General features: G+C 73.5%; 30 protein-coding genes. 8 read left to right on the top strand and 22 right to left on the bottom strand.

All coding sequences use genetic code 11. The features are described from left to right. Window positions 1-59: 59 nt before the first annotated feature. Window positions 60-1,472, top strand: coding sequence for a PucC family protein (locus EV684_RS05230; protein ID WP_132645141.1), 1,413 nt, complete (start codon window positions 60-62; stop codon window positions 1,470-1,472). A 465-nt stretch (window positions 1,473-1,937) separates the two neighbouring features. On the opposite strand, the gene EV684_RS05225 is transcribed toward EV684_RS05230, so the two are convergent. The 10 genes from EV684_RS05225 to EV684_RS05180 all read right to left on the bottom strand — a co-directional run bounded on the left by EV684_RS05225 (window position 1,938) and on the right by EV684_RS05180 (window position 12,901). Then, entirely contained in the window at window positions 1,938-2,153 is a 216-nt protein-coding gene (locus tag EV684_RS05225) for a light-harvesting protein (protein WP_132645140.1), read from the bottom strand. A gap of 21 nt (window positions 2,154-2,174) precedes the next feature. Continuing rightward, on the bottom strand, window positions 2,175-2,330 hold the full coding sequence (gene pufB / locus EV684_RS05220) for a light-harvesting antenna LH1, beta subunit (protein WP_009859092.1): 156 nt from the start codon (window positions 2,328-2,330) through the stop codon (window positions 2,175-2,177). Window positions 2,331-2,655: 325 nt separating this feature from the next. Beyond that, window positions 2,656-4,290: a CHAT domain-containing protein gene (locus EV684_RS05215; protein ID WP_132645139.1), complete on the bottom strand. Its 1,635-nt coding sequence runs from the start codon at window positions 4,288-4,290 to the stop codon at window positions 2,656-2,658. Between the two features lies 1 nt (window position 4,291). Next, window positions 4,292-6,643, bottom strand: a complete 2,352-nt coding sequence (locus EV684_RS05210; protein ID WP_132645138.1) for a PAS domain S-box protein — start codon at window positions 6,641-6,643, stop codon at window positions 4,292-4,294. A 10-nt stretch (window positions 6,644-6,653) separates the two neighbouring features. Beyond that, window positions 6,654-7,952, bottom strand: a complete 1,299-nt coding sequence (locus EV684_RS05205; protein WP_132645137.1) for a toll/interleukin-1 receptor domain-containing protein — start codon at window positions 7,950-7,952, stop codon at window positions 6,654-6,656. Between the two features lie 152 nt (window positions 7,953-8,104). Continuing rightward, window positions 8,105-9,730, bottom strand: a complete 1,626-nt coding sequence (locus EV684_RS05200) for an NAD(P)-binding protein (RefSeq protein WP_132645136.1) — start codon at window positions 9,728-9,730, stop codon at window positions 8,105-8,107. A gap of 2 nt (window positions 9,731-9,732) precedes the next feature. Then, on the bottom strand, window positions 9,733-10,719 hold the full coding sequence (locus EV684_RS05195; protein ID WP_132645135.1) for a thiamine pyrophosphate-dependent enzyme: 987 nt from the start codon (window positions 10,717-10,719) through the stop codon (window positions 9,733-9,735). A gap of 2 nt (window positions 10,720-10,721) precedes the next feature. Beyond that, window positions 10,722-11,975 carry a transketolase C-terminal domain-containing protein gene (locus tag EV684_RS05190; RefSeq protein ID WP_132645134.1) on the bottom strand — a complete coding sequence of 418 codons (1,254 nt, stop codon included), beginning with the start codon at window positions 11,973-11,975 and terminating at the stop codon, window positions 10,722-10,724. Next, entirely contained in the window at window positions 11,969-12,577 is a 609-nt protein-coding gene (locus EV684_RS05185; protein WP_132645133.1) for a 2-oxoacid:acceptor oxidoreductase family protein, read from the bottom strand. Before EV684_RS05185 ends, EV684_RS05190 begins: the two co-directional genes overlap by 7 nt. A 93-nt stretch (window positions 12,578-12,670) precedes the next feature. Further along, window positions 12,671-12,901, bottom strand: a complete 231-nt coding sequence (locus tag EV684_RS05180) for a hypothetical protein (protein WP_132645132.1) — start codon at window positions 12,899-12,901, stop codon at window positions 12,671-12,673. 224 nt (window positions 12,902-13,125) lie between these two features. On the opposite strand from EV684_RS05180, the gene EV684_RS05175 reads away from it, so the two are divergent. From EV684_RS05175 to EV684_RS05165, 3 genes are all read left to right on the top strand, one after another. Continuing rightward, the gene (locus EV684_RS05175) at window positions 13,126-13,506 is read left to right on the top strand and encodes a DUF4148 domain-containing protein (protein WP_132645131.1); all 381 of its coding nucleotides are present in this window, start codon (window positions 13,126-13,128) and stop codon (window positions 13,504-13,506) included. Window positions 13,507-13,638: 132 nt separating this feature from the next. Next, window positions 13,639-14,046: a response regulator transcription factor gene (locus EV684_RS05170; protein ID WP_132645130.1), complete on the top strand. Its 408-nt coding sequence runs from the start codon at window positions 13,639-13,641 to the stop codon at window positions 14,044-14,046. A gap of 82 nt (window positions 14,047-14,128) precedes the next feature. Continuing rightward, window positions 14,129-15,493, top strand: a complete 1,365-nt coding sequence (locus tag EV684_RS05165) for a CHASE3 domain-containing protein (RefSeq protein WP_132645129.1) — start codon at window positions 14,129-14,131, stop codon at window positions 15,491-15,493. 25 nt (window positions 15,494-15,518) lie between these two features. On the opposite strand, the gene EV684_RS24570 is transcribed toward EV684_RS05165, so the two are convergent. From EV684_RS24570 to EV684_RS05145, 5 genes are all read right to left on the bottom strand, one after another. Beyond that, on the bottom strand, window positions 15,519-15,959 hold the full coding sequence (locus EV684_RS24570) for a BON domain-containing protein (RefSeq protein WP_132645128.1): 441 nt from the start codon (window positions 15,957-15,959) through the stop codon (window positions 15,519-15,521). Further along, window positions 15,956-16,123 carry a hypothetical protein gene (locus EV684_RS23940; protein WP_165908402.1) on the bottom strand — a complete coding sequence of 56 codons (168 nt, stop codon included), beginning with the start codon at window positions 16,121-16,123 and terminating at the stop codon, window positions 15,956-15,958. The genes EV684_RS24570 and EV684_RS23940 overlap by 4 nt, the downstream gene beginning before the upstream one ends. Before the next feature lie 7 nt (window positions 16,124-16,130). After that, a complete protein-coding gene (locus EV684_RS05155; RefSeq protein ID WP_132645127.1) occupies window positions 16,131-16,514 on the bottom strand; it encodes a hypothetical protein in 384 nt (127 codons plus the stop codon). Between the two features lie 11 nt (window positions 16,515-16,525). Further along, window positions 16,526-16,690: a DUF1328 domain-containing protein gene (locus EV684_RS05150; protein ID WP_132645126.1), complete on the bottom strand. Its 165-nt coding sequence runs from the start codon at window positions 16,688-16,690 to the stop codon at window positions 16,526-16,528. A 137-nt stretch (window positions 16,691-16,827) separates the two neighbouring features. Further along, window positions 16,828-18,291: a phospholipase D-like domain-containing protein gene (locus EV684_RS05145; RefSeq protein ID WP_132645125.1), complete on the bottom strand. Its 1,464-nt coding sequence runs from the start codon at window positions 18,289-18,291 to the stop codon at window positions 16,828-16,830. 88 nt (window positions 18,292-18,379) lie between these two features. Here EV684_RS05145 and EV684_RS05140 point away from each other — a divergent pair, with 88 nt between their 5' ends. From EV684_RS05140 to EV684_RS05125, 4 genes are all read left to right on the top strand, one after another. After that, the gene (locus EV684_RS05140) at window positions 18,380-18,775 is read left to right on the top strand and encodes a hypothetical protein (protein WP_132645124.1); all 396 of its coding nucleotides are present in this window, start codon (window positions 18,380-18,382) and stop codon (window positions 18,773-18,775) included. A 9-nt stretch (window positions 18,776-18,784) separates the two neighbouring features. Continuing rightward, window positions 18,785-20,182, top strand: a complete 1,398-nt coding sequence (fumC, locus tag EV684_RS05135; RefSeq protein ID WP_132645123.1) for a class II fumarate hydratase — start codon at window positions 18,785-18,787, stop codon at window positions 20,180-20,182. Between the two features lie 138 nt (window positions 20,183-20,320). After that, window positions 20,321-20,506 carry a DUF1328 family protein gene (locus tag EV684_RS05130; RefSeq protein ID WP_132645122.1) on the top strand — a complete coding sequence of 62 codons (186 nt, stop codon included), beginning with the start codon at window positions 20,321-20,323 and terminating at the stop codon, window positions 20,504-20,506. Beyond that, window positions 20,503-20,829, top strand: coding sequence for a hypothetical protein (locus tag EV684_RS05125; protein ID WP_132645121.1), 327 nt, complete (start codon window positions 20,503-20,505; stop codon window positions 20,827-20,829). Before EV684_RS05130 ends, EV684_RS05125 begins: the two co-directional genes overlap by 4 nt. A gap of 96 nt (window positions 20,830-20,925) precedes the next feature. Here EV684_RS05125 and EV684_RS05120 read toward each other — a convergent pair whose 3' ends face one another. The 7 genes from EV684_RS05120 to EV684_RS23930 form a co-directional block, all read right to left on the bottom strand. After that, the gene (locus EV684_RS05120; RefSeq protein WP_132645120.1) at window positions 20,926-21,435 is read right to left on the bottom strand and encodes a pyridoxamine 5'-phosphate oxidase family protein; all 510 of its coding nucleotides are present in this window, start codon (window positions 21,433-21,435) and stop codon (window positions 20,926-20,928) included. Window positions 21,436-21,575: 140 nt separating this feature from the next. Continuing rightward, the gene (locus EV684_RS05115) at window positions 21,576-22,169 is read right to left on the bottom strand and encodes a PqiC family protein (RefSeq protein ID WP_132645119.1); all 594 of its coding nucleotides are present in this window, start codon (window positions 22,167-22,169) and stop codon (window positions 21,576-21,578) included. Further along, complete coding sequence (locus EV684_RS05110) at window positions 22,166-23,191, bottom strand: MlaD family protein (RefSeq protein ID WP_132645118.1); 1,026 nt, start codon at window positions 23,189-23,191, stop codon at window positions 22,166-22,168. Before EV684_RS05110 ends, EV684_RS05115 begins: the two co-directional genes overlap by 4 nt. Then, window positions 23,188-23,946 (bottom strand): ABC transporter ATP-binding protein, encoded by a 759-nt coding sequence (locus EV684_RS05105; protein WP_132645117.1) that lies wholly within the window; start codon window positions 23,944-23,946, stop codon window positions 23,188-23,190. Before EV684_RS05105 ends, EV684_RS05110 begins: the two co-directional genes overlap by 4 nt. Continuing rightward, window positions 23,943-25,070, bottom strand: a complete 1,128-nt coding sequence (locus EV684_RS05100) for an MlaE family ABC transporter permease (RefSeq protein ID WP_132645116.1) — start codon at window positions 25,068-25,070, stop codon at window positions 23,943-23,945. The genes EV684_RS05105 and EV684_RS05100 overlap by 4 nt, the downstream gene beginning before the upstream one ends. Before the next feature lie 18 nt (window positions 25,071-25,088). Continuing rightward, the gene (locus EV684_RS23935; protein WP_165908401.1) at window positions 25,089-25,241 is read right to left on the bottom strand and encodes a hypothetical protein; all 153 of its coding nucleotides are present in this window, start codon (window positions 25,239-25,241) and stop codon (window positions 25,089-25,091) included. 151 nt (window positions 25,242-25,392) lie between these two features. Beyond that, window positions 25,393-25,557, bottom strand: coding sequence for a hypothetical protein (locus EV684_RS23930; RefSeq protein ID WP_165908400.1), 165 nt, complete (start codon window positions 25,555-25,557; stop codon window positions 25,393-25,395).

Raw genomic sequence — 25,557 nt, 5'->3', positions numbered from 1 at the left:
CCGGGTTAGGTTCCGACGTTTGTCCATGCCGGCCACCTGCCGGCGGAGCATGTCACCCGATGAGCACGATTGGCCGCAAACTGATGCAGGTCTGGACGGGGTTCGGCACCCGCTACCTGCCCTTCGCCGACGCGGCGACGCCCGAGCTGCCGCTGTCGCGGCTGCTGCGGCTGTCGCTGTTCCAGATCACGGTCGGCATGGCGGTGACGCTGCTCGTCGGCACGCTCAACCGGGTGATGATCGTCGAGCTCGGCGTGCCGGCGACGATCGTCGCGGTGATGGTCGCGCTGCCGCTGCTGTTCGCGCCGTTCCGGGCGCTGATCGGCTTCAAGTCCGACAACCACCAGTCGGCGCTGGGCTGGCGCCGCGTGCCCTACATCTGGAAGGGCACGATGCTGCAGTTCGGCGGCTTCGCGATGATGCCGTTCGCGCTGCTGGTGCTGTCCGGCGGCGGCGAGTCGGGCCAGTTGCCCACCTGGGTCGGCCAGCTCGGCGCGGCCATCGCCTTTCTGCTCGTCGGTGCCGGCATGCACACCGTCCAGACGGTGGGCCTGGCGCTGGCCACCGACCTCGCCGAGCCCGAAGCGCGGCCGAAAGTCGTCGGCCTGATGTACGTGATGCTGCTGGTCGGCACCATCGTCAGCGCCTTCTTCTTCGGCTGGCTGCTGGCCGACTTCACGCCGGCCAAGCTGATCCAGGTGATCCAGGGCGCGGCGCTGACGACGATGATCCTCAACGTCATCGCGCTGTGGAAGCAGGAGAGCCGGCACCCGCGCCGCGGAGCGCAGCCGCGCAACGACGATCCGTCCTTCCTCGAGGCCTGGCGTCACTTCGTCGACAACGGCAACCAGGTCGTGCGCCGGCTGCTGACGATCGGCCTGGGCACGGCGGCCTTCACGATGGAGGACGTGCTGCTCGAACCCTATGGCGGCGAGGTGCTGGCGCTGACGGTTGGCGACACGACCAAGCTGACGGCGACGCTGGCGCTGGGGGGGCTGTTCGGTTTCGGCCTGGCGTCCAAGGTGCTGAGCCGCGGCATGGACCCGTTCCGCATGGCCTGCTGGGGCGCGCTGGTCGGCATCCCGGCCTTCATCTTCGTCATCATCGCCGCACCGATGAACTCGCCCTTCGTCTTCGCCACCGGCGTGGCGCTGATCGGCTTCGGCGGCGGCCTGTTCGGGCACGGCACGCTGACGGCGACGATGAACCTCGCGCCGCCGAACCAGGCCGGCCTCGCGCTGGGCGCCTGGGGCGCCGTGCAGGCCACGGCCGCGGGCCTGGCGATGGCGGCGGGCGGCATCCTGCGTGACGTCGTTCAGGCGCTCGTGACCTGGCACCCGTGGACGCACTGGTTCTCGATCCCGGCCACCGGCTACGTCTTCGTCTACCTGCTGGAGCTGGCCCTGCTGCTGGGCACGATCGCGGCGATGGTGCCGCTGATCGGCCGCCAGGCGCGGCGCGTGCCGGCCTGAAGACTGCGGCGCCGGCCGCAGCGCTCGACGACCCGGCGCCCCGCTTCGTGCGGGGCGTTTTGCTTGGGGGGCTTGGGCTTCGGGCGGGGCGTCGGCGGGCTTGCCTGCCGGCCGATCGGTGGCGGGTGCCGGCACCGGCGCGTGGCCTCGTGCGCCAGGGCGTTGGCTGGTCGCTCGACCGGGTGCCCGTGATGCCGGGCGGCCGTCGTGTCGTGCCGCCGGACGAGGCGCCATCGCGTCCAGCTCGTCCGAGGCCCGGAAACAGAAGCGCCGGCACGAGGCCGGCGCTACCGAGGGCATTGGGTGGGGAGAAGTTCGTCCGCCGCGTCAGCGGTTCGGACGTGTCCGGGTCTTGTGGCGGCGCCTTTTCACAGAAGCCAGAGGCACTGCACCGCCCTTGAAACTACATGGGGCCGGGGTCCGCGAACCCCAGCCCCATGCCGGACATACGCTGACAGACGCTATTTACTGCGCCGGAGCCTGCGGGGCCGCGACCGGGGCCGGGGCGACGGCGGCGGCAGCCGCAGCAGCCTTCTTGCCACCGTTCCAGTAGGCACCGAACCAGTCGGTCTTGGCCAGCAGGCCGCCGTGCAGGATCAGGGCCGTGACGGCCACGGCGCCCAGGTAAACGGGAACACCAACGGTCGGCTTAACGACGCGCCAGACTTTGCCTTGGTTCATTTTTTAGTTCCTGCTAGTGACTTAGTGGAGCCACGGCGTATAGGCATACGCCAGGATGTGTGCCAGAACGGCGATAACACCGAAAACACGGGTGCCATCAACCAGACCCTTTTGCAGCTCTTCGGCCTCAGCCGTGGTCAGGCCGGACGGCCAAACCTTGTTTGCATCATCTGCCATTGCGTTTCTCCTTCAGAGACATGGACCAGTTTCCGTGCTCGACCCGCACGTGGGTTGGCTTCTGTAGCCCTCGGATTTCTCCCTACCGACATGTGTAACGCTACGCTGACAGGGTGGGGGCGTCAACATGCCGTGACACCCCCGCAACGCTGAATGTGTCGCGAGACTGATCTATGACAAAGTGCTCAGGTCTGCCGGCCGCGCCAGGCGTCCTGACGCCGGGTGCGCAGCGTCTTTCGCCGCCCGCCGCCGCCCGGCAGGCGGCCGCTTCCCACGGCGTCGGGCTTCGAATCGATGTCGAGCGACCCCCTGAACAAGGGGGTGCTCAGTCCATCTGCATGACGAGCACCGGCGAGATCCAGGAGTGGTCGCGCATCGCGTCCTCGATCTCGGTGGCGGAGTCGCCCCCGTCGGCCAGCAGCCGAGTCTGGGCCTCGTTCACCGCCTCCTCGTAGGCCAGGCGCCGGGCCCGCATGAACGCGTATTCCAGGTAGCGGTACGACGGCGCGCCGCGTTCGAACAGCGCCCGGTAGAACAGGCGCGCGAAGTTGAACGCGCGCTCGTCGCGCACCTTCCACTGATAGCCCAGCAGCGCCGGCACCTGCTGCTCGAGCGCACGCAGGACGCTCGGATCGCGGGTGCTGTGGCAGGCGTTGAGGAACAGGAACTGCGTGCGCGCCAGGGCGCTCGCCAGCCGGTGGACCGGCAACGCGCCGCCGCGGTCGGCGCGCAGCACGAGGCATGCGCCCAGCGGGCGCGCGGTGAACGCGTGGCCGCAGAAGTGCACGAGCTGCCAGCCCTGAGGCGGCGCCTCGTCGAGCAGCACCTTCAGCAGCCGCTCGGCCGGCGGCGCCGGGTCGGCGTCGCCGAGGTCGAGCCGGCGAACGCTGCCACCGGCGTGGCGCTGCAGCAGCGCCTCGAGTTCGGCGGCCTCCCGCGCGGCGTGCGGCAGGCCCTCGAACGCCAGCACGCGATCCTCGCCCAGCGGGATGTTGCCCGGCTCGGGGTCGGCCTGCACGACGAGCGCGTTGATCGGCCCGTTGCGGCTCTCGGCGTCGCGGAACAGCGGCTCGTTGCCGCGCGGCATCGCGTGGCGGTACATCGGCGCGTTCAGGATCCAGCAGTCGGCCAGGCTGGCGGAGCTGGGGTCGCGAAGCGCCTCGAGCATCAGCGTGTGCATCTCGTCGTCGAGCGTGACGCGCACGCGCATGTGGCCCATGCCGCCGGCCTCGTCACGCTGGCGGCTGAACTTGCTCCAGCAGTCGGCGTTGTCGGCCGCACCGCTGAACAGCAGGTCCGACAGATCGCGCGACAGGCGCGCGAACGAGCGCGGCCGGAAGCTGTCCAGCGAGACCTCGGCGTCCAGCCGCGCCGACTCGTCGAGGATGTCGTCGAGCTTGCGGCTGTCGATGGCCAGTGTGCCGCTGGCGCGGAAGGTGCGCAGCTTGGCGCCGCCGGTGCGCAGCATCTCCCAGCTCGCGCTGCGCCGGTCGCGCAGGTGGATGTGCAGCCGCACGCAGGCCGAACTGAGCCGGGGCTGGCCGCCGACCAGGCTGCGCACGGCCTCGCGCAGCGTCTCGGCCAGGCGGGCGTCGGCCGCCAGCAGCGCGGTGCGGTCGTAGGCCTCGAGGAAGCCGGCGAGGCGTTCGTCCGGGGCGTTGGAGATCACGACCACCGGCAGCTGCTGCCAGAAGCCCTTGAGCTGGCGGATGAACTGCATCGTCGGCTCGCGGCCGGTCAGACCGATGCTCGATGCCGAGTCGGCGGGCGTGCTCGAACCGACGACGACCAGGCTGCAGGTGTCCAGCCCGTGGTCGTCCAGCGACCGGCCGGCGCGTTCGATGTTGCTCTTGTCGACCGGGCGCGCGGGCAGGCCCAGCGTGGCGAAGGCGGCGCGCACGCCGTCTTCGAGCATCTCGCGCATGTCCTCGTCGTGGTGGACGATCAGCTGCCACAGCACCTCAGGCTCCTTCGGCGGCGCTCAGCCGCAACGCGATCGAGAGCCCGGCGTGCTGCTGCAGCACGAGCTGGCCGCGCATGCGCCGCATCAGCGTGCGCACGACACCCTCGGCGAGCGCGAACTCGCGTTCGTCGTCGCTGCGCGGCACGAGCCGGGTCGGGCTCGGCTCACCGTGTTCGTCGGCGAGCTCGAAACACAGCCGCGGCTGGGCGTGGCTGGCGTCCACGCGGATGCGGATGCGGTCGTCCTGGGCGCGCATGCGCAGCAGGAACGCGAGCAGGCTGGAGGCGCAGAACGCGAGTTCGGGCGGGGCCGCCAGCACCGGCGGCGCCAGCGGGTCGGGCAGCACCTGCACCGTCTGCTGCTGGCGCAGCGGCAGGTCGTCGTGCAGCTGCGCGGCGAGCTGGTCCAGGCTGACGACACGCAGCGGCAGCTCGCCGTTCTCGGGTGTCAATGCCAGCCGCGCGACGCGTTCGAGCGAGAGGTCGGCGCGCACCAGCTGGCGCAGCGACTTGTCCAGCACGTCGGCCCCGTGGCCCCCTTCGGCCGCCTGGCTGCGCAGGTAGGTGCTGGCCAGCGACAGCGGCACGCGGATCTCGTTGGCCACCTGGGCGTAGACGTGGCGCAGCGCGTCCATGCGCTGCGCCTCGCGGCGAAAACGCAGGTCGCTGGCGACGTAGACCTTGCCGCCGATCTGCGCCGGCAGCGACGCGCCGGACAGCAGCACCGGCACGTGGCCGCCATCGGCGGCCCGCAGCTCGACTTCGCTGGACAGCAGCCGCGGCATCGCGACCAGGCGTTCGGCGTAGCCCGGCGGGTCGGGCTCGGGGCCTGGCGCGCTGATCAGCGTGGCCAGCCCGCGCCCCAGCAGCGTGCCGCGCGCGCAGCCGAGCAGCGCCTCGCAGGCCGGGTTCACCGCCTGGATCTCGCCGCCCGCGGTGGTCTGGATCACCGCGTCGGCGACCGTGTCCAGCACCGCGCTGTTGAACTCCAGCGCCCACGAGCGGCCCAGGATCAGCCCGGCCACCTTCAGCGTGCGTTCGATCGAGTGCTGCTCGGCCTGGGCGAACGCGTGCGACTTGGAGGACTCGAGGTTCAGGATCCAGCGCACCGGCTCGCCCGGCACCGGCAGGCACATCGCCGAGACCGTGCCGCGCACGCCGGACTCGTCGCGCGCAGCCGTCCCGACGTCGCCCAGCCGTACCGCACGCCCCCACAGCGCGACCTCGCCGAGCACGCCGCTGCCCAGCGCCTGGCGGTAGTCGGGCGGCAGCGCCGCCCCCGCCTCGGCCGACTGGTGCACCAGCGACACCACGCCTTCGTCGTGGTCGACGCGAAACAGCGAGACGTGGTCCCAGCCGCGTGTGCGGCGCAGGCCGTCGACCAGCAGCCGGGCGACGTCCGACAGGTTGCCCGCGGCCTGGCTCATGTTGTCGATCAGATCCAGCTCGAACTCGAGCGCGCGCTGCCGGTCCAGCGCCAGCGCCACGTTGACCGCTTCGCCGACGGGCAGGCGCTCCAGGCGGGCGGCATCGGCGGCGCCGAACGCGCGGTCCTCGCGGCGCAGCAGCGTCAGCACCGCCGCCAGCGCGCCGTCACGCCATACCGGCCGGCGCAGCATGTGGCGCCAGCCGTCGGCGATGAACCGGCGTGTCGCCTCGTCATCGCGTGCCAGCGCGGCATAAGGCTCGCGCGCGAACAGCTCGGCGACGGCGTCGATGCGCGGCGAAGCGAGCTGGTCCAGGTCCACGCGCACCAGCTCGGGCATCGGCCACCAGCCCCAGGTCCGCGACACCGCCCCGGCCGGGCGCGAGTGCAGCAGACGCACGGCGCTGCGGTCCTCGCTGATCATGCTGACCAGCATCGCGTCCAGGTGCATCACCTCGCCGAGCTGGTCGGCCAGTGAATCCAGCAGCTGCTCGCAGTCGTCGGCGGCGCCGATGGCTGCGTGGATCGCCAGGCCGGCGCGCTCCAGCGTGCAGTCCTCGATGAAACCCAGCGAGCCGGCCAGCGCGCCGCAGGCGTCGTACTCGGGCAGGCCGACGACCTTCAGGTGCACGCGCACGCCGGGGCCCAGGTCCACCCGCTGCAGCGTCAGCGCATAGGCGCTCGCGCGCTGCGCGTGGTGGCGGCGATGGATCTCGCTGTCCAGCCGGGCGGCGCTGTCGGCGTCGAAGGGCAGCGCACGCAGCATCGCACCAGGCTCCAGTTCGGGGCCGGCGAGGCGCGCCGCTTCGCGGTTGACGCCGCGGATGCGCCCGTCCAGCCCCAGGCGCAGCACGCCGAAGGGCAGGTCGTCGAGTGCGTCGGCGCGCACGCGCAGCGTCAGCAGGCCGTCGTCGGTGCCGTCCATCGTCGCTCCTTCAGTTCTGCGCGGCCGCGGCGCGCAACTGCTCTTCACGACGCAGGCCCATGTAGGCATCGGCCATGTGCAGGTGCGCCAGCGCGCGCGGCGGCGCCACGCCGTTGTCCAGCGGGTGGATCTGCAGGCACTGCTCGCCCAGGCGCTCGATCGCGCGCTCGTACTCCCAGCGCACCCAGCCCGACTGGGCCGCCGCCGCCGACCAGAACAGCAGGAACAGCTCGCTGGCGTCGATCTCGCGCTCGAGCTGCGGCTGCCAGGCCTTGCCCGGGTGCAGGTCGTGGCAGTCGAGGAAGACGCGGATGCCGGCGGCCAGCCGGATCGACGCGACGCGGTCGAGCACGCGCAGCCGGTCGGCCGAGGCGTAGGACGCGAAGGCCCGCCGCGCGATCACCGCCTCCTCGGCCCGCACCGGCGGCGCGGCGGCCGGCGCGGCGGCGGCGACCTCGATCGGCAGGCGCACGCGGGCGACGACGATGCCGTCGATCGCGACGTCCAGGCGCAGCAGCGACTCGCCGCTGCTGCCGGCCGCGGCCTGCAGCGCCCAGGCCAGCTTGACCGGCGTGCCCTGCCAGACGAAGGACTGGCGCGCGCTCTCGCCGTCGGCGGGCACGAAGGCGCTGCCGCGAACTTCGACGTCCAGGCGCGTGCCACGCTGCAGCGGCGTGGCGGCGCCGACCTCCAGCGTCGCATGCGGCCGCGACAGCAGCGCCCGCGCCTGCTCCTGCGCCCCGGCGGGGTAGGCGACGAACTCGGCGACGAACTCGCGGCCGGGCGGCACGACCGCCGGCGCGCTGGCGCCGAAGCGGGCGTCGTCCATCGGCACCGTGGTCTCGGGCGGCGCCGGCGGCGGCGCTGCCAGGTCGGCCGCCGCCTCGGGCAGCTCGAAGGCCGGCGCCGGGGCGGCGTAGGCGGTCTTCGGCGGCGCCGCGGTCACCGGCGGCGGAGCTGACCGCGGCGCCGAGCGTTTCGTCGGCACGGCGCCGCGGCCGTGTCCGGCCAGCACCGCCGCGGCCGGGGCGGCGGCGGCCAGCCACGCGGCCACGTGCTGCTGCAGCGGCGATGGCAGCGGCGGCGCCAGCGTGCCCTGCAGCGCCTGCCAGGCGCGGCTGCACTCGCGCTGCGCCGCCTGGGCGGGATGGGCGCCGGGCCCTTCCTGCGGCGGCAGCGCCAGCGTCGCCGCCAGGAACTCCAGCGCGTCGGCCAGGCGCATCAGCGCCGCGCGGCGGGCGAGCGGCTGCCCGGTGTCGTCCTGCAGGCTGCGCAGTGCGGCGACGATCGCGGTCGCTTCCGGGTCCATGCGGTCTCCATCGGAGTGATGAAGGCATTGAACCGCCATGCCGCTTGACGCGACATCCGCGAGCGTAGGGAACAAAGGTAACGGGATGCGTCAGCGCGCCGCCGTTACGGCGGCCGCGGCCGACGCCTCCTGGCGCCGCTGCGGGCGCTGCCTCAGGTACTTTCGGCCACCATGTCGATCGCGCCGCAGGGACACTCGACGGCGCACAGGCCGCAGCCCTTGCAGTAGTCGTAGTCGACCGCGTAGCGCCCCGGCGCGGGCTTCTTCACCGCGTTGTCGGGGCAGACGCCATAGCAGTTGTCGCACTGCAGGCAGTTGCCGCAGCTGAGGCAGCGCCGCGCCTCGAACAGCGCGTTGGCCTCGGTCAGGCCGTGCTGCACCTCGTCGAAGCCGTCGGTGCGGCGGGCGAGTTCGAGCTGCTCGCGTTCGGTCTTCGGCGCGTCGCTGTAGTACCAGGGGTTCAGGCGCTCGAACAGCGCCGGGCCGTGTTTGGCCGCCGGCTCCAGCACCGTGCCGCGCAGCCAGGCGTCGATGTGGCGCGCGGCGCGTTTGCCGTGGCCGACGGCGACCGTCACGTTGCGTTCGGCCGGCACCATGTCGCCGCCGGCGAACAGGCCCGGGTGGCCGGTCATCATCGTCGCCGGGTCGACCTGCACGACGCCGTCGCGCACGTCCAGTCCGGGCACGCCGTCGAGCAGCGCCAGGTCCACGTCCTGGCCCAGCGCCAGCACCAGCGAGTCGGCTTCCAGCGTCTCGTACTCGCCGGTCGGCTGCGGCTTGCCGTGTTCGTCCAGGCGCATCTTCTCGATCGTCAGCGTGCCGGCCTCGGCGTGGGCGACGGTGGACAGCCACTTCACCTGCACGCCTTCTTCCAGCGCTTCCTCGACTTCCAGGTCGTGCGCCGGCATGCGTTCGCGCGTGCGGCGGTAGACGATGACGGCCTCGGTCGCGCCCAGGCGTTTGGCGGTGCGCGCGACGTCCAGCGCGGTGTTGCCGCCGCCGTACACGGCGACGCGCCGGCCCAGGAAGGGCGGCTCGCCGTCTTCCATCGAACGCAGCACGGCCACCGCGTCGAGGATGCGCGCCGAGTCGCCAGCCGGGATGAAGGCGCGCTTGGCGATCTGCGCGCCGACGGCGAGGAAGGCGGCGTCGTAGCCGCCGGCCTGCATCGCCTCGGCGATGCGGTCGACGCGGGTGCCCAGTTGCAGCTCGACACCGAGCGCGACGATGCGCGCCACCTCGGCGTCCAGCACCTCGCGCGGCAGCCGGTACTTCGGGATGCCGTAGCGCATCATGCCGCCGGCGGCCGTGCCGGCCTCGGCGACGGTGACCGCGTGGCCCATCCGGCGCAGGTGGTAGGCCGCCGACAGCCCCGAAGGCCCGGCGCCGACGACGAGCACACGCTGGCCGGTCTCGGCCGCCGGCGCATCGAAGGCCCAGCTGCGGCGGATCGCCTCGTCGCCGAGGAAACGCTCCACCGAGTTGATGCCCACCGCCTCGTCGAGCTTGCCGCGGTTGCAGGCCGCCTCGCAGCCGTGATAGCAGACCCGGCCCATCACCGCCGGCAGCGGGTTGTCGCGCACCAGGTGGCGCCAGGCGGCTTCGTAGTCGCCGCTCTCGGCGCGGAACAGCCAGCCCTGGATATCCTCGCCGGCCGGGCAGGTGGCGTTGCAGGGCGGCAGCCGGTCGGTGTAGACCGGGCGTTCGCTGCGCCAGCTGCCGGTCTTGTTGGCCAGCGAGGAGCCCGGGTCCAGCGTGATCGCGAAGGGCTTGTCCATGCTCAGTCCTCCAGCGCGAAGCGGCGCACGTTGCGGTCGGCGCTGTCCTGGATCGCGGCCAGCATCTCGGGGTGGCCGGGCTCGCCGAACAGGTGGGCGAAACGTTTCTGCAGCCGCAGGTACTCGGCCGCCGGCACGCGGCGGCGGATCTTCGAGACCGCCGTCACCTCGCCGTGTTCGGCCTCGAACACCGGGAAGAGGCCGCTCTCCTTGGCCAGCCGTGCCAGGCGCACCGTGTCGTGGCTGGCCGCACCCCAGCCCAGCGGGCAGGGCACCAGCACGTGCAGATAGCGTGCGCCGTGCAGCGCCATCGCGCGCTCGACCTTGGCTTCCAGGTCGTGCAGGTCGGCCACCGTCGCGGTGGCGACGTAGGGAATGGCGTGGGCCATCGCGATCAGCGGCAGGTTCTTGCCCTGGCCGAAGGGCGCGCCGGGCTCGGGGCCGACGGCCATCGTCGTCGCGGTGCGTGCGCCCGGCGGCGTCGCCGAGCTGCGCTGCACGCCGGTGTTCATGTAGCCCTGGTTGTCGTAGCAGACGTAGAGCACGTCGTCGTTGCGCTCGAACATCCCGGACAGGCAGCCGAAGCCGATGTCGGTGGTGCCGCCGTCGCCGCCCTGGGCGATGACGCGCACGTCCTGGCGGCCCTTGACCTTCAGGGCCGCGGCGATGCCGGTGCCGACCGCGGCGGCGTTGCCGAACAGCGAGTGCACCCACGGCAGCTGCCACGAGGTCTCGGGGTAGGGCGTGGAGAAGACTTCCAGGCAGCCGGTGGCGTTGGCCGCGATCAGCTGGCCGGCGGCAGCGCGCATCGCGGCGTCGACGACGTAGCGTGCGCCCAGCGCCTCGCCGCAACCCTGGCAGGCGCGGTGGCCCGAGTTCAGCGCGTTGCCGCGCTGGCGCGAGGCCTGCACGGTGCGCTGCTCCTTCGGCAGCAGGCGGTTGCCGACGGTGAAGGTGCCGGTCTGGTAGAACTTGACGGGCTCGTCCATGTTCAGCTCCTGTCCGGTCCGGCGTGACCGAGGTCGCGCAGCAGGTTCTCGGCGATCGGGCCGCTGCGGCGCACCGCGGCTTCGCGCGCCAGCTGGCGCTCGACGATGCGCCAGTCCAGGTCGAGGAAGGTGATCGGCCCGAGCCTGCCGGCCACCGCATCGCGCAGCATGCGCTCCAGCGAGGCCTGCGTGATCGCGCGTCCGCCCAGCCCGGCGACCACCGTGTGGCCGTGCAGGACGAGCCCCGACAGCGCCAGGCGCACGTCGGTGGAGACGACGCCGCCCAGGCCGACCGAGAAGCTCTTTTCGAGCACGACGACCCGCTCGGCGCCTTCGAGCGCGGCGCGCACCGCGGCCAGCGGGAAGGGCCGGAACGAGCCGATGCCGAGCACGCCGACCGCCACGCCGTCGTCGCGCAGCACGTCGACCGCGTCCTTCAGCGTGCCCAGCACCGAACCGAGCGCGACGACGACGGTCTTCGCGCCGTCGAGCCGGTAGCCGCGCACCAGCCCGCCCGAGTCGCGGCCGAAACGCGCCTGGAACTCGGCCGCGATCTGCGGGATGCGGCCCAGCGCCATCGTCTGCTTGGCGTGGGCGATGTAGCGCACCTCCATGAAGGCCTCGGGGCCGACCATCGCGCCGATCGACACCGGCTCGGCCGGGTCCAGCACCTGGCGCGGCTCGTAGGGCGGCAGGAAGGCGTCGACCTCGGCCTGCGTCGGCAGGTCCACGCGCTCGACGGCGTGGGTCAGGATGAAGCCGTCCATGCAGACCATCACCGGCATCGACAGCTCCTCGCCGAGCTTGAAGGCCTGCAGGTGCAGGTCGGCCGCTTCCTGGTTGGTCTCGGCGAAGAGCTGGATCCAGCCGCAGTCGCGCTGGCTCATCGAGTCGCTGTGGTCGTTCCAGATGTTGATCGGCGCGCCGATCGCGCGGTTGGCCACCGTCATCACGATCGGCAGCCCCAGGCCCGAGGCGTTGTAGACCGCCTCGGCCATGAACAGCAGGCCCTGGCTGGCGGTGGCGGTGTAGCTGCGTGCGCCGGCGGCGCTGGCGCCGATGGCCACGCTCATCGCCGCGAACTCGCTCTCGACGTTGACGAACTCGCAAGGTGCGAGGCTGCCGTCCTTCACCAGCTCGCCCAGGCCCTCGACGATGTGCGTCTGCGGCGAGATCGGGTAGGCGCAGATGACCTCGGGGCGGGCCAGCGCCACCGCCTGCGCGACGGCGCGCGAGCCTTCGATCTGCTTCAGCACGGCGCGGCTCCTTCGGTCTCGGGCCGCGGCGCGGCGGGGGCCGCGTGCTCCAGCACCCAGGCGTGGGCGTCGGCGGCGGCGAGGATGTTGGCGTCGGCCACGCGGCCGGAGAAGGTGTCGCGGATCGCCTGCGCCACAGCCTCCAGCGACACGATGCCGGCCAGCGCCGCCAGCCCGCCCAGCAGCGCGGCGTTGGGCAGCGGGCGGCCCAGGCGCGCCAGCGCGATCTCGCTGGCCGGCACGGTGGCGGCGTGGCCCGGCGGCAGCCGCGCGGCCAGCTCGGCCAGGCCCAGCTCGGCGAGGCCGCGGCCGGAGTTGATCAGCACCCAGCCGTCGGGCTTCAGGCCCTGGAAGACGTCGACCTGGTGCAGCAGCGTCGGGTCCTGCACGACGAGCACGTCGGGCGCCATCACCGGCTCGCGCGAGCGGATCTCGCGCCCGGCGATGCGGCAGAACGCGACCACCGGCGCGCCGGTGCGCTCGGAGCCGAAGCTGGGGAAGGCCTGGGCGTGGCGGCCCTGCTCGAAGGCCGCGAGCGACAGCATCTCCGCTGCCGTCACCGTGCCCTGGCCGCCGCGCCCGTGCAGTCGGATCTGCAGCATGTCGCTCCTCCGAGGATGGACCCGCGGGCCATTCTTCGCCGGTCCTGGCGGCCGACTTTGAGCGACATCAAGCGGTCTGGGGCCGCCGGGTGTTCAGGGCACGACGATGAAGGCGAGGTGCGAGTCGGGGATCGGCGCTGGCAGTGCCTGGGCCTGCCCTGGCGGCGTGCCCGGGCTGCCGGAACCCGCCGGGCGCTGCGCCGCGGCGCGTTCGACCGCCGAGGTCAGCAGATGCACGTAGGCCGCGAGCAGTGCGAGCGCCAGGGCCGCGCCCCACAGCAGCCAGGGCGTCGTCGTGCGCAGATGGAGGGGGTGGCGGTTCATGGTGGCTCCCGGTGGCCTGCAGACTGTCGCGCCACGGCGGTGGCCGCCGTATCGGCGTGTCGCGCAGGCGCCTGTAGGACAAGCGGAGACGCGGCGTGGCGGCCGGCGCGACGGTCGGAGTCGGCCGACAGGGCACCGGTCCGCGCGCCGACAGACGGCGGCCGCTGCCCCGGCGATGCTCGCTGCCATGGTCCCCGCGTGGGACGCCTTCAAAGGAGCACGAGATGAACCGAACCCGACACTTCGCCGCCGTTGCCGCCGCCGCCGCGCTCGGGGCGCTGACGATCCCCGCATTCGCCCAGGCCGGCACGGGCGGGCCCGATGCCGGCGCGCCGGTGTCACGCGCCGAAGTGCGCGACGATTTCCGCGAGACCCGCGAAGCCGGCGCGCTGACGCCCGACGGCGACGTCGGCGACACGCAGCGCACGCTGATGGCGCGTGAACGGTACGCAGAGGCCAAGGGCCAGGAGCTGCGCGCCGAATACGAACGTCAGGCCGCCGTCGATGCCGCCGCGCAGGCCGCCCCGCCGCCGGCCCCGGTGGCGCCGTTCGGCGCCCAGGACCTGCAGAACCCGGGGTCCCCGGCGGGTGCCCAGCCCCAGTGACGTAGGACGCGTCCGACGTCCGATGACGGCGCGTGGTGATGGTCATCCCCCGCGCCGTCCACCACACTGGAGCCCGAGCGCCCCGGTGCCCCCGTCCCCGACCCCGCGGCAGCCCCGTGCTGCCGGCCAGCCATGCCTGACGTCAACGCCTTCATCGTCGAAGACAGCCCCATCATCCTCGAGAGCCTCGTGGCGACGCTCGAGGAACTCGCCCCGGTGAAGGTCGTCGGCACCGCCGCCGACGAGTCGAGTGCGGTGCACTGGCTGCGCGCCCGCCCCGAGGACTGCGACCTGCTGATCATCGACATCTTCCTGAAGTCCGGCTCGGGCCTGGGCGTGCTGCGCCAGGCGGCGCAGTCGGGCGTGCGCGGGCGCCGGGTCGTGCTGACCAACTACGCCACGCCGGACATGCGCGAGAAGTGCCAGGCGCTCGGCGCCCACCGCGTGTTCGACAAGTCCAACGAACTCGACGAGCTGATCAGCTACTGTCTGCGCCTGGCCGAAGGCGGTGGCGCCACCGTGCCCGGCACGCTGAACTGATCGCGCTGTACCTGGGGACACCAGGGGCTGCGCCGCAGCGCTTAGAACACGAAAGGCGCCACGGCGGCGCGGGAGGATGTCGATGCGTTTCGGTCTGGTCTCGCGTCTGCGCCGCAGCGTGCTGGCGCTGCCGCTGGCGGCGCTGGCGGCGCTGGTGATCTTCTTCATCAACGAACTCGCCTACCGCGATTCGGTGGCCTCGCTCGACAAGCTGGGCACGCGCGGCAGCGCCCGGGTGGAGCTGCAGACGCTGCGCGGGGCGCTCGTCGACGCCGAGACCGGCGAACGCGGCTACCTGCTCACCGGCCGCCGCGAGTATCTGGACCCGTACGAGAGGGCCGTCGCCTCGGTGCCCGATACCGTCGCGCGGCTGGGCTCGTACTTCGCCGATGACCCGCAGGCCACCGAGCTGATGCTGTCCATATCGGCCACCGTGGAGCAGCGCCTGTCCGACCTCGCGACCGCGGTGCGGCTGTACGACGAAGGCCGCCACGAGGCCTGGCATGAACTGCTGATGTCCAACATCGGTCTGGACAAGATGGAGCGCATCCGCGCGCTGGGCCAGCAGCTGCTCGACCACGAGTCGCAGCTGATCCGCGCCGACCGCGCCGACGTCTACCAGACGCTGCGGCTGCAGCGCATCGGCGTGAATGCGATGACGGCGCTGAGCCTGCTGGCGCTGATGCTCTTCCTGCGCCAGACCGCCAGTTTCGACGAGGTGCAGCGCCGCCATGCGCTGGCCCTGCAGGCCGAGAAGGACCACCTGGAGACCGAGGTGGCGCGCCGCACGCGCGACCTGACCGATCTGGCCAACTACCTGCAGACCGCGCGCGAGGACGAACGCAGCCGCCTGGCGCGTGAGCTGCACGACGAACTCGGCGCGCTGCTGACCGCGGCCAAGCTCGACGCGGCGCGGCTCAAGCGCAGCCTGGGCTCCATGTCGCCGGAGTCCGAGGCGCGGCTCAAGCACCTCAACGACACCATCAACGACGGCATCGGCCTGAAGCGCCGCATCATCGAGGACCTGCGCCCGTCCTCGCTGAGCAATCTGGGCCTGGTCGCGGCGCTGGAGATCCAGGCGCGCGAGTTCTCGCAGCGCTCCGAAGTGCCGGTGCAGGTCGAACTGGAGAACGTGTTGCTTGCCGACAGCGCCCAGATCACCGTCTTCCGTCTGGTGCAGGAATCGCTGACCAACATCGCCAAGTACGCCGCCGCGCGCCGCGTGACGGTCACGCTGGCGCGCGAGGGGCAACGCGCGCGCATCGCCGTGCGCGACGATGGCCGGGGTTTCGACCCCGACGCCGTCCGGGGCACGGCGCACGGGCTGATGGGCATGCGCTATCGCGTCGAGTCGCAGGGCGGCGCGATGCGGGTCCAGTCGCGGCCCGGCGACGGCACGCTGATCGAGGCCTGGCTGCCGCTGGCCGCCGAGCCCGCCACCGCCTGAACGGGGCCGGCCCGGCGGCCGGTCTTCAGCTCTTCACTTCCAGGCGGTTGTCGACGCCCTTGACGCCGTCCACACGCGCGGCGATCTGCGTGGCGCGCTCGCGCGCCGCGGCGTCGGGTGCGCTGCCCTTGAGCACGACCTTGCCGGCGTCGGTATCGACGTCGATGCGCAGCGCGCTGAGGTCCGGGTCCTTGGCCAGTTCGGCGTTGACGCGCGCCGTGACCGTCGCGTCGTCGATCGCCGCGCCGGCGCGGTCGGTGGCGTTGCCGATGGCGTCGCCGGTGCGTTCGGCCGCGTTCTCGACCGCGTTGCCGGTCCGTTCGGCGGCGTTGCCCGCCGCGGTGGTGGCGGAGTCCACGCGTTCGCCGGCGGTCTGGTCATCGTTGCGGCCGCAGGCGCTCAGGGCGAGTGCCGCGACGGCGGCGGCGATCACGGTGGCGGCAAGGGGGCGTCGGGAGGTGTTCATCGGGTTTCCTTTCGTTCATGGGCGGGTTCGCAGGCGGGCTCGCCGCGGCGAGCCCAGGCGGCGTCAAGCGGCGTCGGCCCGGGTGGCTGCTCGCCGGCTGGCGGCGTGCCGCCGTAATACCAGCGGCGCACGTCGTCCAGCCAGGCGTCTCGGTCCTCGTGCATGCGGGTCTCAGCGCAGGTGGCGCGAGCCGTCGCGACTACGCGAGGCCAGCGCGCCGATCAAGAGCGCGACCAGGGCGCCGGCGGCCGCGGCGACCAGCACCGCCTTCACCGGCTGCTCCTTGATCGTCGCCGTCGTGCGTTCGCCGGCGACGTCGACGCGGTGGCGCACGTTGGCGCCAAGTTCGCGTGCGCTGTCCCAGCCGCGCCGGGCGGCGTCGCCGACCTGGTTGCGGGCGCGACCGAAGGCCTCGGCGGCTTCGTGGCGTGCGCTGCGCGCGCCCTCGTCCAGGGCATCGTGCGCCTCGCTGGCGAAGCGGCGGCCTTCTTCCCAGGCCGATTGCGCGCGCGCGGAGAGTTCGTCGGCGCGGGCGGAATTGTCGTGTCGGTTCATCGTGGGCTCCTTCAGGGTTTGCGCATCAGGCTAAGCACGAAGCCGCCGATGGCCAGGACGAGGAACACGAAGAACAGGATCTTCGCGATGCCGGCGGCGCCGGCGGCGATGCCACCGAAGCCCAGGACCGCGGCGATGAGCGCCACGACCAGGAAGGCAAGTGCGTAATGAAGCATCGGGGGGTCTCCTCTCGCATCGGGCGGCAGGCTGCCGCGATGAGCCATTCTTCGGCCGCCGGCGCGCGCGCGGCAGCGGCGGGCGCCCCGCGGCACTGTCGGTGCCGGAGGCGCCTGCCGGTAGGAGCCGGACTACCTCACCACCAGCGTTCGAACATCCGCGCCAGCGCTTCGGCGGCGCGCTGCCACAGCGGCCGGGCGGCCCACTGCGCGAGCGTGACCGGCCGGCTGGTGTCGAGGTCGCGGCGGAACAGCGCTTGCATCTCGGCGCCGAAGTCGGCGCCGACGACGACCGCGTCGACCTCGTCGTTGAGCACAAAGCTGCGCCAGTCCAGGTTGCTCGACCCGACCGTCGAGACGACGCCGTCGATGACCGCGGTCTTGGCGTGCAGCACCGCGTCCTGCAGCTCGTGGATCTTCACGCCGGCCTCGAGCAGCCGGCCGTAGTGGCTGCGCCCGGCGTGCAGCACCGGGCGGAAGTCGCTGCGCGAGGGCAGCACCAGCTGCACGTCGACACCGCGGCGCGCCGCGTCGGCGAGCGCGTCGATCATCTCCGGCGTCGGCGCGAAGTAGGCGATGGTCATGTGCACGCTGCGCTGCGCCGCATCGATGGCCGCGAGCAGCAGTGCGTACAGGCGCGAGTAGGGCTCCTCGGGCCCCGACGGCACGATGCGCACCAGCTGCGCCCCCGCCGGGCCCGCGGCCACCCGCCGCGGTGGCGCCAGCTCGCCGGGACAGCGCTGGCGCTGCCAGCTGCCGCGCAGCAGGTCTTCCAGCGCCGCCGCGGCGCTGCCGCGCAGCTCGATCTGCGTGTCGCGCCAGCCGGCCTCGGGGTCCTGGGCGCGGCCGCGGCGGCCGAAGGAGCCCGAGGAGTAGACCGCGCTGATGTTGATGCCGCCGGTGAAGCCGGTCTCGCGGTCGACGACGAGGATCTTGCGGTGGTCGCGGTGGCTGATGCTCCAGAGGCCGCCGCGCCCGGCCGCAGGCGCCAGCGGGTTGAACTCGCAGACCGCGATGCCGTCGGCGCGCAGGCCGTCGAAGAACGCCGGCGGCGTGCCGAGCGAGCCGACCGCGTCGTACAGCAGCGCGACGTGCACGCCCTCGGCGCGCTTTCGCGCCAGCAGCGTGGCCAGCCGGCGCGCCACGGCGGCGTCCTCGACGATGTAGCTCTCCAGCAGCACGCTGTGCCGCGCGGCCTCGATGGCGGCGAACATCGCGTCGAAGGTTGCCGGCCCGTCCACCAGCAGCCGGGCGCGGTTGCCCGCATGCAGGTCGACCTCGCCGAAGGCCGACATCACCGCCAGGTGGCGGCGCACCAGGTCGCCGTCGCCCTGGGCCGCGACGCGCGCGAGCAGCCGCGTGCGCTCGGCCGGCGACAGCCGGCCGCGGCGGCCGTGCAGGTCCAGCTCCTGCGCCACGGCGCCGGCCGTCGGCGCGCTCGCCGCCTGGGCGACGACGGGGTCCAGGCGCGGGGCCACCGGGGCGGCGGCGCAGCCGGCCAGCAGTGCGAGCCCCAGCGCGCCCGCGCGCCGTGCCAGCCCCTTCGCGCCGGCGCGCGGCGCCAGCCGGTGGCGCCGGCCCGGTGTTGCCTCGCTCGACATCGTGCCTCCCGCGGCGACGGCCGCCCAACGTGCCCGGGCACGCGGCGTGCCCGGATCGAAGGTCCTGCCATCCGACACGAGGAACGCCATGCACCGCTTCCATCTCGGCCTCGCGCTTGCCGCGGCGCTGTGCACTCCCGCCCTGGCCGCGCCGCCGGCCGAAGACGCCCAGGCGCGTTATCAGCGTGAACGCGCGGCCTGCATGAGCGACCGCAGCGGCCAGGAGCGCAGCAGCTGCCTGCGCGACGCCGGCGCCGCACTCGCCGAGGCCCGCCAGGGACGGCTGGGCAACGGCAGCACGCCGCAGGACTGGCGCGCCAACGCCGTGCGCCGCTGCCAGGTGCATGCGCCCTCCGAACGCGCGCTGTGCGAACGCCTGGCGCTGGGCGAAGGCACGCAGCAGGGCTCGGTCGAGGAGGGCGCCATCGTGCGGGAACTGGTGACCATCGTGCCGGGCGACGCGGCCTCCGCACCGGCCCGCTGAGCGCCGACGATGCACAGCGGCGGCACCGCCCGGCGCGAGGAGCGCGACAGTTTCGGCGCCATCGACGTGCCGGCCGACGCGCTGTGGGGCGCCCAGACCGAACGCAGCCGGCGCTTCTTCGCCATCGGCACGCAGCGCATGCCGCTGGAGATCGTGCACGCGCTGGCCCACGTCAAACGTGCCGCGGCGCGGGTCAACGCCGATCTTGGCCGGCTCGACGCCGCCAAGGCCGACGCGATCGCACGGGCCGCGGCCGAGGTCGCGGCCGGCAGCTTCGACGAGCATTTCCCGCTCCTCGTCTGGCAGACCGGCTCGGGCACGCAGACGAACATGAACGTCAACGAGGTGCTCGCCAACCTGGCCTCGCGCACGCTCGGCGGCGAGGTCGGCCCGGGGCGGCTGGTGCACCCGAACGACGACGTGAACCTGGGCCAGTCGTCCAACGACGTGTTCCCGACGGCGATGCACGTGGCCGCGGCGCTGCAGGCGCGGCCGCTGCTGGACGCGCTGACGCGGCTGCGCGCACTGCTCCACGCCCGGGCGCAGGCCTGGGGCGGCCTGGTCAAGGTCGGCCACACCCATCTGCAGGACGCCACGCCGGTCACGCTGGGCCAGGAGTTCTCCGGCTACGAGGCCCAGCTCGGCCTGGCCGACGCCGCGCTGCGCCAGGCGCTGCCGGCGGTCTGCGCGCTGGCGATCGGCGGCACCGCGGTCGGCACCGGCTTCACGACCCATCCCGAGTTCGGCCAGCGGGTCGCGCAGCGCCTGGCGCAGGACCTGGCCGAACCCTTCGTCGTCGCGCGCAACGCCTTTGCGGCGATGGCCGGACACGAGGCGCTGGTGCTGCTGCACGGCACGCTCAAGGCGCTGGCCGTGGCCCTGGCCAAGATCGGCGGCGACGTGCGCCTGATGGGCAGCGGCCCGCGTGCCGGGCTGGCCGAACTGCGCCTGCCGGCCAACGAGCCCGGCAGCTCGATCATGCCGGGCAAGGTCAACCCGACCCAGGTCGAGGCGCTGACCATGGTCTGCGCCCAGGTGCTGGGCCACGACGCGGCGATCGGTTTCGCTGCCAGCCAGGGGCAGCTCGAACTGAACGTCTACAAGCCGCTGATCGCGCTGGACGTGCTCGACAGCCTGCGCCTGCTGGCCGACGCCATGGCCAGCTTCGCCGACCACTGCATCGCCGGCCTCGAGCCCGACGAGGCGCGCATGCAGGAGCTGCTCGCGCGTTCGCTGATGCTGGTGACGGCGCTGGCGCCGCACCTGGGCTACGACCGGGCGGCGAAGATCGCGCGGCGGGCCCACGAGCAGGGGCTTACGCTGCGCGAGGCCGCGCTTGCCGCCGGCGTCCTGCCGCGCGAGTTCGACGCCTGGGTCGACGCGCGTCGCATGCTGGGCCCGGCCTGATCGGCCGCTTCCTACAGGGCCGTCCGCATGGCACCGACAACGGCTCGTCACCGCTTCCCACCCTGCGCGCCGCGGGGTCTGCCTACGCTGTCGACCAAGGGCCGGACATCCTGGCCCAGGCCCGACGCGAGGTGGCTCATGCTGCAACTGGCCGTCGTCTTCTTCGTCATCGCGCTGGTCGCGGGCGCGCTGGGCTTCACCGGCGTGGCCGTGGGCGCGGCGCAGGTGGCGCAGCTACTGTTCGTGCTCTTCCTGCTGCTGGCGCTGGGCGGCTTCGTGCTGGACCTGCTGCGCCGGCGCCGCGCGCGCAAGGTGTCGCGATGAACGCCGCCTGCCGTTTCGGCGCCGCGCTGCTGCTGCCGCTGAGCCTGTCGTGCCAGGCGGGCGACGACCGTGCCGGGCCGCTGGACCTGCGTGTGCCGCGTTCGGGGGGCCACGCCGCGCCGCGTTTCATCATCGTGCCCGAGCCGGCCTTCGCGCCGCCGCCCGCGCTCGTGCTGGCGCGCCCGACCCTGGCCTTCGAGAAGGGCGAAGGCCCGGTCTCGCTGCCGCGCGGCGCGCTGCGCATGCAGCTGTCGGGCGACGCCTCGCTGTCCCTGCGTCCGCGCCGCAACGGCCTGGCCGTCGCCTGGCGCAAGCGCTTCTGACGCCGGCGCCAACGGCGAAAAAAGCCCCCGCGCCGGGTCCCGGGGCGGGGGCAGTCGGGCGAGCCTCTCGCCCGGCGCATGAAGCGCGTTGGAGCTTCAGTCCCGCGAATGGATCTGCAGCCGTTGGTGCTCGCCCAGGCCGATCGGGCGCGCCGCGACCACCGACGCGGCCATCGCCGCGAGCCGCAGCACGGCGCTGTGCGGCCCGTCCCAGGCCTCGGCGCGCCGAGGGGCGAACTTCAGCAGCATCAGGTCGGGGTCGTCCTCGCCGTCCGGGAACCACGGACGCGCTGCCGCAGTCCACAGCGCCGCCTTCAGCTCCGGGCTGTCGACCAGCTCGGCCTGACCGGGCAGCGACGCATAGACGCCCTTGGCAGCGTCGGCGAAAGCGAGGTTGGCCTCGCGCGCCGCGCCGCCCAGCAGCGGCTGCATCGTGCGACGCGAGGTGAAGAACCAGAAGCGGCCGTGTTCGTCGAACTCCAGCGGCGTCAGCGGCCGGCTGGTCAGCTCGCCGGCCTCCTCGAGCGTCAGCATCGCGACACGCTGACCCTCGAGCTTCGCGGCGAGCCGGCGTCCGTCCTCGGTGGTCTGGGGGGAGATCTTCATCGTGGCGCTCCGTCGGGAAGGGCGCTGGGCGCCGGGACCCGGCTGCCGTGGCAACCGGCACGCCCCCACTGTAGGCAGCCGCCGGCGCAGGCCCGGTCGGAGCGGCCGCCCCGCGGCCGTAGGACAAGCGCCCGCCGCCGTCACGCGGCGATCAGCCGTGCCAGCCGCCACAGCACCCGCCGGTGCGCACGCACGATCTCCTCGGCGCCGGTGCCGGCTTGCGGCTCGTGCAGCGTCGCGCTGCCGGCTCGCGGCGGCTGGCGCGCTGCCGGATCCTCGAGCCACCAGCGTGCGACGCAGCGCACGCCCGGGGGCAACGCCGCGGCATGCAGCTCGGCCAGCTCCAGGCGCAGCAGCCGCGCCGCGACCAGCCCTGCGGGCACCGGCGCGAGCCAGGTGCTGCCCGCACCGCGCAGCCGTTCGAGGTCGGCACGCAGCAGCCGCGGCAGCGCGTCGCGCAGCGGCTCGGCCCAGCGCTCGCCGTCCAGCGGCTGCAGGCGCGCGTCGTCCGTGGCGACGAGGAGCGCGTCGCGCTGCAGGTACTCCGGCAGCGCCACCGTGGGCCAGATCGCCCAGACCTCGGCCGCCGCCGGTGCCTCGGGCACGGGTTCGGGCGCCGCGGTGTCCAGCCGGTACAGCCGCCGCGGCGGTCCCGGCGCCGCCGCGCAGCCGGCAAGTGCCAGCGCGGCGGCGCCCGCCAGCCGGCGGCGCAGGGGGCAGGGCGGGGTGCTCATCGGCGGGGTTCCTCGGCATCGGCGCCGCGGCCACGCAGCAGCGCCTCGGGGTGGCGTTCGAGCAGGTCGGCGAGTTCACGCACCGCACGCGCGGCGCGCGACACGTCCTGCAGCGTGCGGTCGGTGCCGCGCATCAGTGACGAATCCTCCGCGGTGGCGCGGCGCAGCCCGGCGGCCGCGGCGGCGAGTTCGTCGGCGCTGCGCTGCAGCTGCGCCATCAGCGGCGAGTCGGGCGCCAGCAGCGTGTCCAGCCGTTCGGCCGAGGCGCGCACGCCGTCGGCGGCGTCGCCCAGGCGGCGCATCGCCGCGTCGGTGCTGCCCAGCGCGCCCTGGGCGCCGTCGGCCAGCGGCCCGAGCCGGCGTTCGAGCTGCTCGCTGACCTGGCGCAGGTTGGCGGTGATCTGCTGCAAGTCGTTGAGCGCCTGGCCGAGCTGCGGGCCGGCGACGATGGCCCGCGCCGACGCCGCGATCGCGGCGACGTCGTCGACGAGGCGGCGCAAGTCCAGCCCGTCGAGCTGCGCCTTCAGGTTCTGGATCGCGGTCTCGGAGGTCGGGATCTCGACCAGCCCGGGATAGCCGCCGCGGCGCGAGCGTGCCTCGTCGGGGCGCAGGTCCAGGTCGACGTAGAGCTGCCCGGTCAGCAGGCTCTGCATCGACAGCTTGGCGCGCAGGCCGCGATCGACCAGCGCCGGCAGCGCCAGCCGCTGCGTGTCCTCGGACGAGCCGCCGTCGAGGCTGCGGATGGCGCCGCGGTCGAGTTCGACGATGACCGGGATCGAGAACTGGTCGCTGCGCGCGTCGTGGCGGATCTCGATCGACTCGACCTTGCCGACCCGCACGCCGCGAAACACCACCGGGGCGCCGACCGGCAGGCCGAAGACCGAGCCGTTGAAGTGCAGCACCGCACGGTCGGTGCCCGCGAACAGCCGCCCGCCGCCGATGGCGAAGGCCGCCGCACCGAGCAGCACGAGCGCGCCGAGCACGAAGGCGCCGATCAGCGTCGGGTTGGCGCGCCGCTTCATGCCGGCCTCCCGCGGGCCAGGAACTCGCGCACCGCCGGCGGCCCGTCGCGCGCCAGTTCCTTCGGCGGGCCCAGCGCGGTCGCGGTCTTCTCGCTGGCGTCCAGGAACAGCAGCCGGTCGCCGACGTTCATCAGGCTTTCCAGCTCGTGCGTCACCATCACGACGGTGGTCCCGAAGTCGTCGCGCAGCTGCAGGATCAGCTCGTCCAGCCGCGCCGAGGTGATCGGGTCCAGCCCGGCCGAGGGTTCGTCGAGGAACAGCAGCGGCGGGTCCAGCGCCATCGCGCGTGCGATCGCGGCGCGTTTGCGCATGCCGCCGCTGAGCGCCGAGGGCTCGGCGTCGAAGCTGCCCCCCAGGCCGACGAGCGCGAGCTTGAAGCGGGCCTCGGCTTCGCGGCGCGCCGCGTCCATCGTCGTGAACAGCTGCAGCGGCAGCATCACGTTCTCCCCCACGGTCATCGAGGTCCAGAGCGCGCCGGCCTGGAACATCACGCCGAAGCCGCGGCGCAGCGTGGCGAGTTCGGCGTCTTCGGCGGCATAGAGGTCGTGCCCGCTGTGCAGCACGCGCCCGGCCGCCGGCGGCTGCAGGCCGACGAGGTGGCGCAGCAGCGTGCTCTTGCCGCAGCCGCTGGCGCCGGCGATGACGAAGACCTCGTCGCGGCGGATCTCGAAGTCCAGGTCGCGCTGCACGACGTTGGTGCCGAAGGCCATCGTCAGGCGTTCGGCACGCACCAGCGCTGCGTCCGGCGCGTTCACCAGCCCAGGCGCTGGAACAGCACCGTCAGCGCGGAGGCGGCGACGACGATCCAGACGATGGACTGCACGACCGACTTCGTCGTCGCCGTGCCGACGGCCTGGGCGCTGCGGCCGGCGGCCAGACCCTGGCGGCAGCCGGCGATGCCGACGAGCACGCCGTAGCTGGTGGCCTTCACCAGGCCGATGGCGACGTGCTCGACGGTCAGCGCACTCAGGCTGTTGTTCAGGTAGGCCAGCGGCTCGACGCCGAAGATCGCCACCGCCACCAGCCCGCCCATCAGCATCGCGACCACGGCGCCGTAGGCGGCCAGCAGCGGCGTGGTGACGGCCAGCGCCAGCACGCGTGGCAGCGCCAGATGGCCCACCGGCGCGATGCCCAGCGTGCGCAGCGCGTCGACCTCCTCCGCGGCGACCATGCTGCCGATCTGCGCCGCGAAGGCCGCGCCGACGCGCCCGGCGAGGATCACCGCGGTGATCAGCGGCGCGATCTCGCGCACCACGCCGATCGTCACCAGGTCGGCGATGAAGACCTGGGCGCCGAAACGCGCCAGCTGCACCGCACCCATGTAGGCGACGATCAGGCCGACCAGCGCGCAGACCAGCGAGACGATCGGCACGCTGCGCGGGCCGCACTGGTCGAGCTGCCAGGCGAGGTCCTGGGCTCGCATGTCGCTGCGTCCGCGCACGAGCGCGCCCAGGGCCAGCAGCAGCTCGCCGACGAAACGCAGCGTGGCCAGCGCTTGGTCCCAGGCCTCGTGGCTGCGCTGGCCGAGTTCGGTGACCCAGTGCGGGCGGCGCGCGGCCGGCGGCGGCGCGGCGGCCGCCTTCTGCGGCGCAGGCAGCGCCAGCGTCAGGATGCGCGCCAGCCCGGGCGGCAGGCCGTCGAGCTCGAGCTCGCGCGACGCGGCGGCCAGCGGCTGCAGCAACTGCCACAGCGCCGACGCCAGGCGTGCGTTCCAGGCCAGGTCCTCGGCCAGCAGCCGCAGGCGTTGCGAGCCGGCCGGTGGCGCCGGCAACACGACCGGGGCGCCGCGCCAGTCGCCGACGAGGCGCAACACCGCGGTGCCGTCCTCGTCCTGCCATTGGGCGCGGCGCGTGGCGCTGCCGGTGTCCGGCGCGCTCACCGGGGCGCCCCAGGGGCGTCAGCGTCCCAGCAGGCGCTGGAGCAGGGAGCCCAGCCCCAAGGCGACGACGAGCAGCGCGACGGCCTGGGCCGCGTGGGGCACGCCTTCGGCGAGGCCGGCCAGCGGGGCGAGCAGGGCGATGGCGAGCAGGGTGGCGGCGCAGTGCAGCATGATCGTTGCGGCTCGGGCAGCGGGACTGGCCCCATTGTCGGAACCGGTCCTGCACGCCACGCGGCAGCGCGCGCCGCGCACGCGCGTCGGAGCGCCCGCGCTGCCGCTGTCGGAACCGTCCTACGCCGCATCGCCCGGTGCGCCGCCGGTTTCACTCCAGGCCCGGCACGGGCCGCGGCGTGCGGCCCTCGTCCTGGGGCGCGGCCACCGCGGTCAGGAAGGGCAGGGCGGCCTCGCAGCCGAGTGCCCAGGCGGCGTCGTCACGGTCCCAGGTGTCGTCTTCGGGGCGGGGGTCGATCGGCTGGCCCTCGTTCAT

Source organism: Rubrivivax gelatinosus, from assembly GCF_004340905.1.
Classification (GTDB): domain Bacteria; phylum Pseudomonadota; class Gammaproteobacteria; order Burkholderiales; family Burkholderiaceae_C; genus Rubrivivax; species Rubrivivax gelatinosus.
Note: the sequence above shows the minus strand (reverse complement) of the source record. Positions and strands in the feature narration are given on the sequence as shown.